Origin of the sequence: Duganella vulcania, from assembly GCF_009857655.1 — a bacterium.
GTDB classification, from domain to species: Bacteria; Pseudomonadota; Gammaproteobacteria; order Burkholderiales; family Burkholderiaceae_D; genus Rugamonas; species Rugamonas vulcania.
Genome location: NZ_WWCX01000046.1, coordinates 1 through 14,465 on the forward strand (window position 1 = coordinate 1; position 14,465 = coordinate 14,465).

14 protein-coding genes and 1 rRNA gene are annotated in these 14,465 nt (G+C 61.5%); 9 read left to right on the forward strand and 6 right to left on the reverse strand.

The window, feature by feature from the left end:
* Both GTP90_RS21605 and GTP90_RS21610 read right to left on the reverse strand, forming a co-directional pair.
* Positions 1 to 111 (reverse strand): 16S ribosomal RNA (locus GTP90_RS21605); the annotation flags it as partial.
* A gap of 372 nt (positions 112 to 483) precedes the next feature.
* Positions 484 to 1,260: an enoyl-CoA hydratase gene (locus GTP90_RS21610; RefSeq protein ID WP_161085479.1), complete on the reverse strand. Its 777-nt coding sequence runs from the start codon at positions 1,258 to 1,260 to the stop codon at positions 484 to 486.
* Between the two features lie 153 nt (positions 1,261 to 1,413).
* Between GTP90_RS21610 and GTP90_RS21615 the strand changes: the two genes are divergently transcribed.
* Positions 1,414 to 2,646, forward strand: a complete 1,233-nt coding sequence (locus GTP90_RS21615) for an MFS transporter (RefSeq protein ID WP_256369116.1) — start codon at positions 1,414 to 1,416, stop codon at positions 2,644 to 2,646.
* A gap of 63 nt (positions 2,647 to 2,709) precedes the next feature.
* On the forward strand, positions 2,710 to 3,147 hold the full coding sequence (locus GTP90_RS21620) for a universal stress protein (RefSeq protein WP_161085480.1): 438 nt from the start codon (positions 2,710 to 2,712) through the stop codon (positions 3,145 to 3,147).
* Here the strand turns inward: GTP90_RS21620 and mltA are convergent.
* Together mltA and apaG are read right to left on the reverse strand one after the other, a co-directional pair.
* Positions 3,144 to 4,358, reverse strand: coding sequence for a murein transglycosylase A (gene mltA, locus GTP90_RS21625; protein WP_161085481.1), 1,215 nt, complete (start codon positions 4,356 to 4,358; stop codon positions 3,144 to 3,146). The genes GTP90_RS21620 and mltA overlap by 4 nt on opposite strands.
* Before the next feature lie 142 nt (positions 4,359 to 4,500).
* Positions 4,501 to 4,875 (reverse strand): Co2+/Mg2+ efflux facilitator ApaG/CorD, encoded by a 375-nt coding sequence (gene apaG / locus GTP90_RS21630; protein WP_117015850.1) that lies wholly within the window; start codon positions 4,873 to 4,875, stop codon positions 4,501 to 4,503.
* 181 nt (positions 4,876 to 5,056) lie between these two features.
* Between apaG and rpe the strand changes: the two genes are divergently transcribed.
* From rpe to trpC, 7 genes are all read left to right on the forward strand, one after another.
* On the forward strand, positions 5,057 to 5,722 hold the full coding sequence (gene rpe / locus GTP90_RS21635; protein WP_117015849.1) for a ribulose-phosphate 3-epimerase: 666 nt from the start codon (positions 5,057 to 5,059) through the stop codon (positions 5,720 to 5,722).
* A 2-nt stretch (positions 5,723 to 5,724) separates the two neighbouring features.
* Positions 5,725 to 6,408, forward strand: a complete 684-nt coding sequence (locus tag GTP90_RS21640; protein ID WP_161085482.1) for a phosphoglycolate phosphatase — start codon at positions 5,725 to 5,727, stop codon at positions 6,406 to 6,408.
* Positions 6,409 to 6,621: 213 nt separating this feature from the next.
* Complete coding sequence (gene trpE / locus GTP90_RS21645; protein WP_161085483.1) at positions 6,622 to 8,118, forward strand: anthranilate synthase component I; 1,497 nt, start codon at positions 6,622 to 6,624, stop codon at positions 8,116 to 8,118.
* Position 8,119: 1 nt separating this feature from the next.
* The gene (locus GTP90_RS21650) at positions 8,120 to 8,683 is read left to right on the forward strand and encodes an anthranilate synthase component II (protein ID WP_090326971.1); all 564 of its coding nucleotides are present in this window, start codon (positions 8,120 to 8,122) and stop codon (positions 8,681 to 8,683) included.
* A gap of 65 nt (positions 8,684 to 8,748) precedes the next feature.
* The gene (trpD, locus tag GTP90_RS21655) at positions 8,749 to 9,786 is read left to right on the forward strand and encodes an anthranilate phosphoribosyltransferase (RefSeq protein WP_161085484.1); all 1,038 of its coding nucleotides are present in this window, start codon (positions 8,749 to 8,751) and stop codon (positions 9,784 to 9,786) included.
* Between the two features lie 11 nt (positions 9,787 to 9,797).
* The gene (locus tag GTP90_RS21660; protein ID WP_161085485.1) at positions 9,798 to 10,457 is read left to right on the forward strand and encodes a LysE family translocator; all 660 of its coding nucleotides are present in this window, start codon (positions 9,798 to 9,800) and stop codon (positions 10,455 to 10,457) included.
* 13 nt (positions 10,458 to 10,470) lie between these two features.
* Positions 10,471 to 11,271, forward strand: a complete 801-nt coding sequence (gene trpC / locus GTP90_RS21665) for an indole-3-glycerol phosphate synthase TrpC (protein ID WP_161085486.1) — start codon at positions 10,471 to 10,473, stop codon at positions 11,269 to 11,271.
* On the opposite strand, the gene GTP90_RS21670 is transcribed toward trpC, so the two are convergent.
* The gene (locus GTP90_RS21670; protein ID WP_371875106.1) at positions 11,268 to 12,452 is read right to left on the reverse strand and encodes a GGDEF domain-containing protein; all 1,185 of its coding nucleotides are present in this window, start codon (positions 12,450 to 12,452) and stop codon (positions 11,268 to 11,270) included. The genes trpC and GTP90_RS21670 overlap by 4 nt on opposite strands.
* Before the next feature lie 182 nt (positions 12,453 to 12,634).
* The gene (locus GTP90_RS21675; protein ID WP_161085487.1) at positions 12,635 to 14,455 is read right to left on the reverse strand and encodes a M61 family metallopeptidase; all 1,821 of its coding nucleotides are present in this window, start codon (positions 14,453 to 14,455) and stop codon (positions 12,635 to 12,637) included.
* Positions 14,456 to 14,465: the final 10 nt, after the last annotated feature.

Sequence of the window (14,465 nt, forward strand, 5' to 3'; positions counted from 1 at the left end):
TACTCACCCGTTCGCCACTCGCCGCCAGGTTGCCCCGCGCTGCCGTTCGACTTGCATGTGTAAGGCATGCCGCCAGCGTTCAATCTGAGCCAGGATCAAACTCTTCAGTTTAATCTCTGTTTATTTGACACTTTCGTGTCACCGTCATTGCTGACGGGTCGCTCACTCAAAATACTGACAGGCCACTATTTTCATAGCGCCTATTTCATTACTTCTTGTGAACATTTGATATTTTAAGTATCAGCAGAACTAGTCTGCTGTGCACTTTCATCAAACGTCCACACTTATCGACTGTTAATTTTTAAAGAACTTATTCGGTACTGCGTTTGCTGCGAAGCGTTGTGTCCGTCAGCGAAGAAGAAAGAGTATGAAGCGTTTAGATCGTTTCGTCAACCCCGTTTTTTAGTACCCCGTACTAAAAAACTTTTTCTCCCCACTCAACACTGCATTTGCATGCACCGTTTTGCGGGGAGGCGAACTATATCAAAGACCCTCGAAGTTTGGCAAGCGCTTTTCGAGGAAGGCATGCATGCCTTCTTTCTGCGCAGGCGTGCCAAAGGCAGCCTGGAACAGGCGGCGTTCATAATTGACACCTTCCGTCAGCGTGGTTTCGAACGCGCGATTGACGGAGTCTTTAATCATCATCGCCACCGACGTCGGCATCGATGCGATCTGCTTCGCCGCAGTCAGCACTTCCTCGATCAGCTTATCGGCCGGCACCACGCGCGACACCAGGCCGATGCGCTCCGCCTCCACCGCGTCGATGGTGCGTGCGGTCAGCAGCATGTCCATCGCCTTGGCCTTGCCGATGGTACGCGGCAGGCGCTGGGTCCCACCGGCGCCAGGCGTGACGCCAACCTTGATTTCCGGCTGACCGAACTTGGCGGTATCGGCAGCGATCAGGAAATCGCACATCATCGCCAGCTCGCAGCCGCCACCCAGCACGTAGCCGGCCACGGCACCCACCACCGGCTTGCGGATGCGCAGAATGTGCTCCCAGTTGCGGGTGATGTAGTTGTCGCGATAGGTATCCACATAGGTGTAGTCCGCCATGGCGGCGATATCCGCGCCGGCGGCAAAGGCTTTCTCGCTGCCGGTCAGCACGATGCAGCCAATGGCCGGATCGGCATCGAACTTATATAAGGCATCACCCAGCTCGTTCATCATGCGGTCGTTCAGCGCATTCAGCGCCTTCGGACGGTTCAGGCGGATCAGGGCTACTTTATCGTGCACTTCAACGATCAGGTCTTCATATTGCATCGGTGTCTCCTTCACAGTGGAATATTCCTGAAGGATTGTAGCGCCTAACTCCCGCGCTGGTATCATTGAACGATAGCAACCTGCTTTTAAGAGCCTCCTATTTTTACCGTCTTACGCCGCCACCTGAGCAATAAGCTGGACAGTGACGCCCTGCTGCGCAACGGCGACTTCATGCGCTACTGGTCCAGCGCCATCCTCAACGGCTTCGGCGCCTATATCAGCGCGCTGGCCCTGCCGCTGTGCTCGGTCCTGCTGCTGCACGCGACGCCGGCGCAGATGGGCATGCTTGGCGCATCCGCGGCAATTCCGTTCGCGCTGCTGGCCTTGCCGGCCGGCGTCTTCCTGGACCGCAACCGCAAGCTGCCGGTACTCCTGGGCAGCAAGGCGATCATGGCGCTCACACTGGCCAGCATCCCGCTGGCTTACTGGCTGGGGCGGCTGTCCATCGAATGGATGTATGTGGTCTCCTTTATCAGCGGCGCCTGCTCGGTGGTGGGCGGCGGCGCGGAACAGATCTTCCTCACCAACCTGATCGGACGCGACCGACTGACCGACGCGCAATCCAAGTTCGCCGCCACCGACTCGGCTTCGCGCCTGATCGCGCCCGGCGTCGCAGGCGTGCTGATCCAATGGCTGACCGCACCGTTCGCCGTCATGCTGAACGCCATCGGCTTTGTGATTTCCATCCTGCTGCTGCGTAACCTGAATGCCAACGATCCCAAGCCGGCGCCGTCCAACAAGCATCCACTGCGCGACATCCACGACGGCCTGCTGTTCATCTGGGGCCAGCCGCTGCTGCGCACGCTGGCCTGGGGAGCGGGCGTGTGGCATATGCTGTTCTATGGTTTCGCCGCGCTCAGCGTGCTGTTCTCCACGCGCGAACTGGGCATGACGGCCGGCATGCTGGGCATGGCGCAGATGGTCGGTGGCGTCGGCGTACTGATGAGTTCACTCTTATTGAAGCCGCTGAACACGCGCTTCGGCCCCGGCGCAACCATGTTGACCGGCCTGGGCCTGACCGCCTTCGCGTTCGCCGCCATGCCGATGATCCCGGCCAACCTGTTCGGCAGCCCGACCGCCAGCGCGGTGGCGTGCGGCGGCCTGTCGCTGTTCCTCGATTGCGGCGTGATGCTGTTTTTCATGCCATATATGACGATGCGCCAGAAAGTCACGCCGGACGCCTACCTGGGCCGCATGGTCTCGACCATGCGCTTCCTGACCGTGGCGACCGCGCCGATCGGCGCGCTGGCGGCCGGCTATATCGGCGAGCACTTCAGCATCCGCACCGGCATGGCCTGCGTGGCGGTGGGCGGCATCGCGCTGACTGTTGCGATGGCCTCGTCCATGCGCAACGTACAGCAACATACGGCGCCTGCAACGTCCTAACGTGCGCCGTCGAACGTTCTAAATCATTAGGCTGTTTTTGTGTTCCCTACATTGGAGTACGCCATGTTCAAGTCCATCCTGCTGCCCACCGACGGCTCCGAGCTGTCCGACAAAGCCACCGCGATGGCGGTCCAGTTTGCCCAACTTAATCAGGCGCGCCTGGTCGCGATCACCGTCATCACGCCGCTGCCGTTCGCGTCCATGGGCGACAGCGGCGCGGTCATCGATTCCGGCCAGTTCGCCACGCAGATGCAGAACGCCGCCCGGCATCACATTGACAAAGTGGCTGCCGCCGCGCGCGCCGCGGAAGTTCCGTTCGAGGGCGTGGTGACGATGTCGCCCAGCCCTTACGAAGAAATCGTCGAGGCGGCCAAGAAGTTTGAATGCGACATCATCATGATGGCGTCGCACGGACGGCGCGGCTTGAACCGGCTGTTCCTGGGCAGCGAGACGCAGAAGGTGCTGGCCCACACCACGCTGCCCGTGATGGTCCTGCGTTAAAGCGGCTGCTTCGGCAGCAGCACCCAGACATTGCCGCGCTGCTTCATGCGGCCCGCGTTCTCCGACGCCTCCGTGCCGAAGCCGAAGAAGTAATCGACACGGATCGCGCCACGGATCGCCCCGCCCGTGTCCTGTGCCATGACCAGGCGCTGCAGCGGGATATCGCTGTTCGGCATGGTGGTCGACAGGAACACCGGCGCACCCAGCGGCAATTGCGACGCGTCGACCGCCACCGAACGCGACGGCGTCAACGGCACGCCCAGCGAACCTTTCGGTCCTACCTTCGGATCGGGCAGGCGCTCCTCCCGGAAGAACACATAGCTCGGATTCACATTGAACAGCTCCTGCATGCGCGTGGGATGGCCGGCGATCCATGCCTTGATGCCCTGCGCCGACGCCTGTTCCAGCGTCAGCTCGCCCTTCTCCACCAGGTACTTGCCGATTGATTTATACGGATGGCCGTTCTGGTCCGCATACGCCACGCGCACGGTTTCCTGCGTGTCGGTCAGCTGCACGCGGCCCGAGCCCTGCACCTGCAGGAAGAAGGACTCCACCGGATCGTCCACCCACAGCAGCTCCTTGCCACTGAAGTCCGCCTTCTCGATATCGGCGCGGGTCGCATATGGCACCACCTTCTTGCCGACCAGCTTGCCGCGCAGGCGCATGCCCTTCAGCTCCGGGTACACGCTGGCCAGGTCGATGGTCAGCATATCGTCCGGCACCTTGTAGAGCGGCGTCTGGTACGGGCCGCCCTTCTTGCGCGCACCGCGCAACAACGGTTCGTAGTAGCCGGTGATCAGGCCGTCGGTGGCGCCGTCCGGCGCGATTACCTGGTTCGGCTCCATGAACGCCTCGAAGAAGGTGCGGATCGCCTGCTCGTCGCCGCCGTTGACGGTGCGCGCGATGGTGCAGGACTCCTTCCAGTTCGGCTGCTTGACCAGCACCGAGCACGAGGACATGAACGCCGGCCAGGCCGCGCGCACATCGTCCTTGTCCCAGCCCGGCAGCGAAGCGAAGGTGGCCGGCACCATCTGCAGCGCGGCCGGCTTGGGCGGCACCGGCGGTACGACCGGAGGCGTGACCGGCGGCGTGACTGGTGGCGTCACGGCAGGCGCGGGCGCCTGGGCTGGCGGCGGCGTGGTGGTACAGGCGGCCAGGGAAAGCGCGACGATGGTCAGCGGAACGAGTAGACTACGGCTAGTTAATGACATAAGGATGGCTATGTGGGTCTTAATGATAGAAGCATGCGTGGCGTTTTTCCTGCTGGTGTTCATCGTCTGGTGGACCATGTACCAAGGCAAGGGCAAGACTAAACAGCTGCCCCCGCCGGACCAGGAAAACGAGCCGAAGTAATCAGTGCAGCGTGCGCGGCAGCGACAGCACGAACTCCGGGATCTTGACTTCGAACTGATGGCCGTCCTCGGCCACGCAGAAGTATTCACCAACCATCGAGCCTTGCTGGGTTTGCAGCGCCGTGCCGCTGGTGTACTCGAAATGCTCGCCGGGCTGCAGCAGCGGCTGATGGCCGACCACGCCCAGTCCGCGCACCTCTTCCACGTGGTTGTTGGCGTCGGTGATGACCCAGTGGCGCGAAATCAGCTGCGCCGCCACCGTGCCGGTATTCTTGATCGTGATCGAATACGTGAACACGAAATTGGTGCGATCCGGGTCCGATTGATCCGGCAGGTACTGGGTTCTGACCGACACAGTAAATTCGTAAGTGGCCATCGAAATTCCTTAAGGCTTGGTAAAAGCGTAATCGCTCTATGCAAAATTGGCGATTGTATATCGTCAGACCCCCATTGCACCGCAAATCCGCCCCGTATGCAAGGACGGCGCGGCTGAAAATCGGTGAGGTCGCGCCGGGCAGCGTAAAATAGCGCATCTTTTTTCTTGCCAGCCCTAAGCCATGACCACTTTCCGCATCGCTCCCAGCATTTTGTCCGCCGATTTCGCCCGCCTGGGTGAAGAGGTCCGCAACGTCGTCACCGCCGGCGCGGACATCATTCACTTTGACGTGATGGACAACCATTATGTTCCGAACCTGACCATCGGCCCGCTGGTGTGCGAAGCGATCCGCCCGCACGTGCAAGTGCCGATCGACGTGCACCTGATGGTCAAGCCGGTCGACCGCATCATTCCCGACTTCGCCAAGGCTGGCGCCAACATCATCACCTTCCACCCTGAGGCGTCGGACCACATCGACCGCTCGCTGCAGCTGATCCGCGACCACGGCTGCAAGGCCGGCCTGGTGTTCAACCCGGCCACGCCGCTGAGCTACCTGGAACACGTGATGGACAAGATCGACATGATCCTGATCATGTCCGTCAACCCAGGCTTCGGCGGCCAGTCCTTCATTCCGCAGGCGCTGAAGAAGATCGCCGAAGCGCGCCGCCTGATCGACGAATCGGGCCGCGACATCCTGCTGGAAGTGGACGGCGGCATCAAGATCGACAACATCGCGGCAGCCGCGGCGGCAGGCGCGGACACCTTCGTGGCCGGCTCCGCCATCTTCGGCAAGCCGGACTACAAGGCCGTCATCGACGCCATGCGCGCCCAACTGGCGACGGTGTAAACATGGGCGTGCTGGCAGGCGTACGCGCCGCAATCATCGACCTCGACGGCACCATGCTGGACACGATCCCCGACTTCCACGTCGCGATCAACGGCATGCGCGCGGAGCTGGACCTGCAACCGATCTCGCAGGACCAGATCGCGCTGATGGTCGGCAAAGGCTCCGAGAACCTGATCCGCTCCGTGCTGGGACTGGACTGGGACGCGGCCCGCGTGGAAGCGCATTTCGACGCGGCGATGGACGCCTACCAGCGCCACTACCTGGGCATCAACGGCGACCACAGCGCGCTGTATCCGGACGTGGTCGAAGGCCTGACGGCGATGAAGGCGCAGGGCCTGCGCCTGGCCTGTGTAACCAACAAGCCAATCGCGTTCGCCGCGCCGCTGCTCAAACTGAAAGGCCTGGACGGATTTTTCGACGTGGTCTACGGCGGCGATTCGCTGCCGCGCAAGAAACCCGATCCGCTGCCGCTGCAAACGGTGTGCGCCGATTTCGGCCTGGCGCCGGCGCAGGTGGTGGCCATCGGCGACTCCTCGAACGACGCGCAAGCCGCACGGGCAGCGGGTTGCCCGGTGTTGACGGTACCTTACGGTTACAATCACGGAGAAGCTATACACAAAACGGATTCCGATGGTATAGTAGCCACATTGCTGGAAGCGTCCAGCCTGATACGTTCGCAAAACTAACCCTTAGCTGAACTAACCTGACCAACATGTCTCTCACCAAAAAACACAACGTCAACCAAACCGGCTCGATTGAGGCCTGGCTTTGGCGACGCTGGCAATCCTGGCAAAACTGAGCCGAACTGATTGCTGTCGTCCGCATCCGCGCGTCCGACAGGTTTTTTGACAAACCACCGCCAAGCCACAACCACGCCCTTGGCGGCATGGAGAGAAGACATGACCGAACTCGAATTCAAATCGTTGGCCACCGACGGCTACAACCGCATCCCGCTGATCGCCGAAGCCTTCGCCGACCTCGAAACCCCGCTCACGCTGTACCTGAAACTGGCCCAGACCCAGAACGCCGGCAAGAACACCTTCCTGCTTGAATCGGTGGTCGGCGGCGAGCGTTTCGGCCGCTTCTCCTTCATCGGCCTGCCCGCGACGACGGTGCTGCGCAACTTCGGCACGCGCACCGAAATCGTCAAGAACGGCACGGTGATCGAGACCCACGAAGGCAACCCGCTCGAATTCATCGAGGCCTACCAGAAGCGCTTCAAGGTCGCGCTGCGTCCCGGCATGCCGCGCTTCTGCGGCGGCCTGGCCGGCTACTTCGGCTACGACACGGTGCGCCATATCGAAAAAACGCTGGCCCACTCGCAGCCCAAGGATGACCTGGGCCTGCCCGACATCCAGCTGATGGTGACCGAGGAACTGGCCGTCATCGACAACCTGTCCGGCAAGCTATATCTGATCGTCTACGCCGACACCACGCAGCCGGAGTCGTACGCCAAAGCGCGCCAGCGCCTGAAAGACCTGCGCATGATGCTGCGCCGCGGCCTCGACGCACCGGTGACCAGCGCCTCGGTTCGCACCGACATCACGCGCGACTTCCCGAAAGAGGACTACCTGAAGGCGGTCGCCAAGGCCCACGAATACGTGATGGCCGGCGACTTGATGCAGGTGCAGATCGGCCAGCGCCTGCGCAAGCCTTACGTCGATTCGCCGCTGTCGCTGTACCGCGCGCTGCGTTCGCTGAATCCGTCGCCGTATATGTACTTCTACAATTTCGGCGACATGCAGATCGTCGGCGCCTCGCCGGAGATTTTGGTCCGCAACGAGACGCTGCCGGACGGCGAGAAGAGAGTCACGCTGCGCCCCATCGCCGGCACCCGCCCGCGCGGTGCGACGCCGGAGCGCGATGCCGAACTGGCCACGGAACTGCTGGCCGATCCGAAAGAAATCGCCGAACACGTGATGCTGATCGACCTGGCGCGCAATGACCTGGGCCGCATCTCCGAGATCGGCAGCGTCAAGGTCACCGACCGCCTGGTCATCGAAAAATACTCGCATGTGCAGCACATCGTCTCCAACGTCGAGGGCAAGCTGAAAGCCGGCCTCTCCAACCTGGACGTGCTGCGCGCCACCTTCCCGGCCGGCACGCTGACCGGCGCGCCGAAAGTGCGCGCGATGGAAATCATCGACGAACTGGAAATCTCCAAGCGCGGCATCTACGGCGGCGCCTGCGGCTACCTGTCCTTCGGCGGCGAGATGGACGTGGCGATCGCGATCCGCACCGGCGTGATCAAGGACGGCATGCTGCACGTGCAGGCCGCCGCCGGCATCGTCGCCGATTCGATACCGGAGATGGAATGGCAGGAAACTGAAAACAAGGCGCGCGCCGTGCTGCGCGCCGCCGAACAAGTGCAAGATGGCCTGGATGGGGAGATCTGAGATGCTGCTAATGATCGACAACTACGACTCCTTCACCTACAACATCGTGCAGTACTTCGGCGAGCTGGGTGAGGATGTGCGCGTGTACCGCAACGACGAAATCACGATCGCGGAAATCGAAGCGCTGAACCCGGACCACATCTGCATTTCGCCCGGCCCGAAAGATCCGTCGCAAGCCGGTATTTCGATCGAGGTGCTCAAGCACTTCGCCGGCAAGAAGCCGATACTGGGCGTGTGCCTGGGCCACCAGGCCATCGGCGAAGCGTTCGGCGGAAAAGTCATCCGCGCCAAGCAGGTCATGCATGGCAAAACTTCTTTAATCGCGCATACGGGCGTGGGCGTCTTCAAGGACCTGCCCTCCCCCTTCACGGTGATCCGGTATCACTCGTTGGCCATCGAGCGCAGCTCGCTGCCGTCCTGCCTTGAGGTCACGGCGTGGACGGACGACGGTGAAATCATGGGCGTGCGCCACAAGGATTACGACATCGAGGGCGTGCAGTTCCACCCCGAGTCCATCCTGTCGGAACACGGCCACGCACTGTTGAAGAACTTCCTGGTCCGCTGACCAGCGCTGTTCGTACCGGCGCGCCGCCGCGCGCGCCCACGCCCAAATTCAGAGAAGGAATAGCCATGCCTATCACCCATCAAGAAGCACTGCTGCGCTGCATCGAACACCGCGAGATTTTCCACGACGAGATGCTGCACCTGTTCCGCCAGATCATGTCCGGCGAAATGTCGCCGACCATGATCGCCGCCCTGACCATGGGCCTGCGCGTGAAGAAGGAAACCATCGGCGAGATCGCCGCCGCCGCGCAGGTGATGCGCGAGTTCTCCACCAAGGTGCCGATGGCCGACACCACCGGCCTGCTCGACATCGTCGGCACCGGCGGCGACGGCGCGCACACCTTCAACATCTCCACCGCGTCGATGTTCGTCGCCGCTGCGGCCGGCGCGCGCGTGGCCAAGCACGGCGGGCGCAGCGTGTCGTCGTCGTCCGGCAGCGCCGACGTGATCGAATCGCTGGGCGCCAACATCAACCTCAAGCCCGAGCAGATCGCGCAATCGATCGCGCAGACCGGCATCGGCTTCATGTTCGCGCCCAACCACCACGCGGCCATGAAGCATGCGGCGCCGGTGCGCCGCGAGCTGGGCGTGCGCACCATCTTCAACATCCTGGGGCCGCTGACCAATCCGGCCGGCGCGCCGAATATCCTGATGGGCGTGTTCCACGCCGACCTGGTGGGTATCCAGGTGCGGGTGCTGCAGCGCCTGGGCGCGCAGCACGCCATCGTGGTCTATGGCCGCGACAATATGGACGAGGTCTCGCTGGGCGCCGGCACGCTGGTCGGCGAACTGGTTAACGGCGAGATCCGCGAATACGAAATCCATCCCGAGGACTTCGGCCTGCAGATGATCGCCAGCCGCAACCTGAAGGTGGCCGATGCGGCGGAGTCGAAAGCGAAAATGATGGAGGCGCTGCGCGGCGAGCCTGGCGCGGCCTACGATATCGTGGCGCTCAACGCGGGCACCGCGCTGTACGCGGCCGGCGTGGCCAGCTCGATCGAGGACGGCCTGGCGCGCGCGCGCAAAGCCGTCAGCTCCGGCGACGCGATGCGCAAGGTCGAGCAGTTCGTGCAGGTCACGCAAAGCCTCGGCAATACCAACTAAGGGCGGCCAGCATGTTCGGCATCCACGATCTGACGTTGTTTATCATCTCCGGGCTGCTGCTGAACATCATGCCCGGCCCCGATTCGCTGCTGATCATGACGCGCAGCGCCACCCAGGGCTGGCGCGCCGGTTCGGCCGCCGCGCTGGGCATCGGCGCAGGCACCATGATCCACATTATCGCTGCGGCGTTGGGTTTGTCGGCGCTGCTGGCGACGTCCGCCGCCGCGTTCACGGCGGTGAAGTGGGTAGGCGCGGCATACATCGTCTACGTCGGCATCGGCATGCTGCGCGCCAGGCTGCGCACCGAAGCCGATGACGCGGCGGCCGCCGACATCGCCGTGCGCGGCGCGGCGCAACCACTGGCGTATCGTAAAATCTTCTTCCAGGGTTTCCTGACCAATGTCCTGAACCCGAAGGTGGCCTTGTTCTTCCTGGCCTTCGTCCCGCAGTTTATTTCGGCCGATTCCGCCAGCAAGCCGCTAGCCTTCATCGTCCTGGGCTGCGTTTTCAATTTCAACGGTATGTTGTGGTGTAACGGCCTGGCCATCTTCACCGCCTTCGCCAGCGCGCGCCTGAAGGTCAAGCCGCTGGTGGCCCTGTGGCTGAACCGCGTGACGGGCGGCCTGTTCCTGGCTCTCGGCCTGCGCCTGGCGCTGGCCGAACAACATTAAACTTAGGCTCACCATGTCCGACATCCTGAATAAAATCCTTGCAGTCAAAGCCGACGAAGTCGCCGCCGCAAAAAAACACCGCAGCCTCGCCAGCCTGCGCGCCGACGTTGAGAACAACGCCGAACTGCGCGCCGGCCTGCGCGGCTTCGAGGCCAGCCTGCGCGGGAAGATCGCCGCCGGCAAGGCTGGCGTGATCACCGAAGTGAAAAAGGCGTCGCCGTCCAAAGGCGTGCTGCGCGCCGATTTCCGCCCCGCCGATATCGCCGCCAGCTACGAGGCCCATGGCTCCGCGTGCCTGTCCGTGCTAACGGACGAGCAGTTCTTCCAGGGTTCGGTGGCGTATCTGCAGCAGGCGCGCGCCGCTTGCTCGCTGCCGGTGCTGCGCAAAGACTTCATGATCGACATGTACCAGATCTACGAGGCCCGCGCGATGGACGCCGACGCCATCCTGCTGATCGTCTCGGCGCTGGACCATGGGCTGATGGCGGAAATGGAAGCCTGCGCCCACGAACTGGGCATGGGCGTGCTGGTGGAAACCCACGACGGCGACGAACTGACCGCCGCGCTGCGCCTGAAAACCGCGCTGTTGGGCATCAATAACCGCAATCTGCGCACTTTCGAGGTGTCGCTGGAGAATACACTGGGCCTGTTGGACCGCATTCCGGCCGATAAACTGGTCATCACCGAATCCGGCATCATGGTGCCGGACGACGTCAAACGCATGCGCGAGGCGAATGTGCACGCCTTCCTGGTCGGCGAAGCCTTCATGCGCGCGCCCGATCCGGGTGCGGAACTGGCGCGCCTGTTCAACTAAGCTTTAATCGCCTTCAAGGGCGGCACCGGCGTGGGCGCGATCTCGATACAGTCGCGTCCCCGTTCCTTGGCGCGATATAGCGCCTCGTCCGCGCGCATCAGGATGGCGTCCAAGTCCTCATCGGAACTTGTCTGGCAAGCAATTCCAATACTGACGGTATAGGCAGGCAAGTCTCCGCGGCCCGGTTCGCGCACGGCCGCCAGGATGCGCTCGGCGATATCGCGGGCCCAGTCCACGCCGGTCACCGGCAGCAAAACAATAAACTCTTCGCCGCCAAAACGGGCGACGTGATCGGATACTCGCAGCGCCTTGCCGATTACTTGCGCCACATCGACTAAAACCCGGTCGCCGGTAGCGTGGCCGTAGCAGTCATTAATCTTCTTAAAATAATCCAGATCGATGCTGAGCATCGTCATGGCGGTGGATTCACGCCGCATCAACGCATGCTCTTTGGCGTAAATATCGGCAAAACCGCGCCGGTTTAAAACCTGAGTCAGGGGATCGAGCGTGGAGCGGCGTTCCAGGATGGCTTGCAGACGCCGGGTGGTTACCGCCTTAAAACCCACCGCCAGCAGCAACACCATGAATTGGCCGGCCGCCAGATAAATACTTTGAAATGGCCCGACAGCCGTCAAATTAACCTGGACGCCGCCAAATAATAACGCCAGTATGCCTCGCGTTAATACCACCAGCGTTTGAAACAGCAATAACGAACCGAAGAATATGGTGGAAAAATGACGTTCCCCGTGACGCCACACCACCAGAATCTGGTTTATATAAAATATCGAAACCAGGAAAGAGAATACGGCGACGCGCGCGGCAAAAAGCGGCTGAATTAACAACCAATATCCAACCCCCAGCATGGCCAATAACCAAACCAGATGAAATAACCACCAGGACGGCGCCAGCCCATAAAATTTCCGGGTACCGATCATCGCCAGGCCCACGCCCCAAACCAGGGCCGAATTAGCGCCAAGCAATACCAGCGTTTCGTTGAAGACGCTATGCCTCAAGCTGAATAGAAACGCGCCGCAAGCCAGCGATACCAATCCCGCCGCCCAATAATTCAAGCCCTTGATCTCAGCTGGAAAACTGACGTGGGCGGAATAAAGGACGACACTCATCGCGCCGGCCATCAGCGTCGACATCAGGATAATCGTGGCGGAATCAAGTTGGAACACTTGCGGGTCTATCCTCGGGCAGAAAAGGTCAGCCAAATTCTAAACCAGAACCAGAGCGAGGCGTAGGATTAAACCTACACCAACCCCGTAATGCCCCAACACATGCCGGAATATGGCTAGTACGTGCCAATTTCTGGCATGAACAGGGCAAAAAAATCCGGGGACTCGCCCCGGACGTGAAATTAACGCGCTGCGCTGGGCCGTAACGGGCCGGTGGATTTCTTGCCGGCCGGGTCCAGCGACAGGCTGATGCCCGGAACCCGGTCGCCTTGCAGCGTGGCGGTGAAGGTCATTAATTCGTCGCGGCGGAAGGCGTGGATTTCAATTTCCGATCCCACGCCATAGCGGGATAGCAGCGTTTCCAGATTGGCGGCGGTGACGCGCAATCCATCGACCGCCATCAATATATCGCCTGCCGATAATCCCGCCCGATGCGCGGCGCCATTCTCGTGCACGCTGGATAATTTGCAGTCGTTACCGTCCTTGCCGAGATTAACATCGAGGCTGGGCTTGGCCGATTTGCGCTCGTCATTATATTTGACGCCGAAAGGCGCCAGCATTTTCGCCAACGGCAGATCTTCCGTACCACGGATATATTTATCGAAGAATGGCTTGAAGCGGCCGCCGCTGATTTCATCGAATAATGCTTCCACTTCGGCCGGAGTAACTCCACGTCCACCGCCCTCGTAAAAATCGCGGCCATAACGCTGCCATAATGCGCGCATGACATCGTCCAGCGATTTCTTGCCGCCGGTTTTAGCGCGGATACTCAAATCCAGCGCCAGCGCGATCAGCGAACCTTTGGTGTAATAACTGATGATTGAATTCGGCGCATTCTCGTCCTGGCGATAATATTTACCCCAGGCATCAAAACTGGAATCAGCCACGCTTTGCTTGGTGCGGCCGCTGCCGCGCAATACGCTGCCGATGGTTTTACCCAGCAATTTGAAATAAGCCGGTTCGGCGATAACACCGGCGCGCACCAGCATCAAATCGTCGTAATAGCTGGTGAAGCCCTCAAACAGCCAAAGCAGCGGCGAGTAATTCTCGACCTGCAGGTTATATGGAGCAAATGCCGCCGGCTTGATGCGCTTCACATTCCAGGTATGGAAGTATTCATGGCTGCACAGGCCCAGGTATTGCAGATAACCGTCGCTGATCTCCTTGCCGGCCGACGCCGTGCTCGGCAGGTCGGCGCGGGCGCAGATCAGCGCCGTCGAGGCGCGGTGTTCCAGCCCGCCGTAACCGTCGCCGACGGCCTGCGTCATGAAGACGTAGCGGTCCATCGGCGCCTTCTTGGACTTCGGTTCGAAGAAGGCGATCTGGGTTTCGCAGATCTTTTTCAGGTCGGCGCTCAGGCGCGGCAGGTCCAGGTTCGGCACCCGGCCGCTGATGACGATGTCGTGCGGGATGCCGTGCGCCTTGAACGTGGCCAGCGCGAAGTCGCCCTGCTCCACCGGGTGGTCGATCAACTCGTCGTAGTTCGACGCGATGTAGGTGCCAAAACCATAACGTTTCGCTTTCAGCTCCGGCAGCGAGGTCGCCACGCGCCAGGTCTTGGCCGCTTCGTCGGCCGGGCGCTGGATGTCCACCACGTGCGGCAGGTCTTCCTGGCCCAGCACGCGCAGGAACACGCTGGTGCCGTTGTAGAAGGCGTGGTTCTGGTCCAGATGCGCGGCGCGCACCGACATATCCCAGGCATAGACTTCGTAATGCAGCGTCAGCGAGGCCGCGTGGTCCTTCAGCGGCGCGGCCTGCCACGAGTGCTTATCCAGCTTGGCCAGCGCCACCGGCTGGCCATCCGACTCGGCGCGGATACGCACGATGTTGCGCGAGAATTCGCGGATCATGTAGCTGCCAGGGATCCAGGCCGGCAAGGCGAACACCTGGCCGCCTTCGGCCGGCGCGTCCACCGTCAGCGTGACGTGGAACAGGTGGGCGGCCAGGTCGTGTCCGACGATGCTGTAGGCGATCGCCGGGGTATTCTTGTTAGGTTTCTTCATCTCGGTCCTT

Coding starts and splice junctions, on each gene's coding strand:
- GTP90_RS21610 (WP_161085479.1), bottom strand. CDS start 1,260: ATGCAATATGAAGACCTGATCGTTGAAGTGCACGATAAAGTAGCCCTG.
- GTP90_RS21620 (WP_161085480.1), top strand. CDS start 2,710: ATGTTCAAGTCCATCCTGCTGCCCACCGACGGCTCCGAGCTGTCCGAC.
- mltA (WP_161085481.1), bottom strand. CDS start 4,358: ATGTCATTAACTAGCCGTAGTCTACTCGTTCCGCTGACCATCGTCGCG.
- apaG (WP_117015850.1), bottom strand. CDS start 4,875: ATGGCCACTTACGAATTTACTGTGTCGGTCAGAACCCAGTACCTGCCG.
- rpe (WP_117015849.1), top strand. CDS start 5,057: ATGACCACTTTCCGCATCGCTCCCAGCATTTTGTCCGCCGATTTCGCC.
- GTP90_RS21640 (WP_161085482.1), top strand. CDS start 5,725: ATGGGCGTGCTGGCAGGCGTACGCGCCGCAATCATCGACCTCGACGGC.
- trpE (WP_161085483.1), top strand. CDS start 6,622: ATGACCGAACTCGAATTCAAATCGTTGGCCACCGACGGCTACAACCGC.
- GTP90_RS21650 (WP_090326971.1), top strand. CDS start 8,120: ATGCTGCTAATGATCGACAACTACGACTCCTTCACCTACAACATCGTG.
- trpD (WP_161085484.1), top strand. CDS start 8,749: ATGCCTATCACCCATCAAGAAGCACTGCTGCGCTGCATCGAACACCGC.
- GTP90_RS21660 (WP_161085485.1), top strand. CDS start 9,798: ATGTTCGGCATCCACGATCTGACGTTGTTTATCATCTCCGGGCTGCTG.
- trpC (WP_161085486.1), top strand. CDS start 10,471: ATGTCCGACATCCTGAATAAAATCCTTGCAGTCAAAGCCGACGAAGTC.
- GTP90_RS21675 (WP_161085487.1), bottom strand. CDS start 14,455: ATGAAGAAACCTAACAAGAATACCCCGGCGATCGCCTACAGCATCGTC.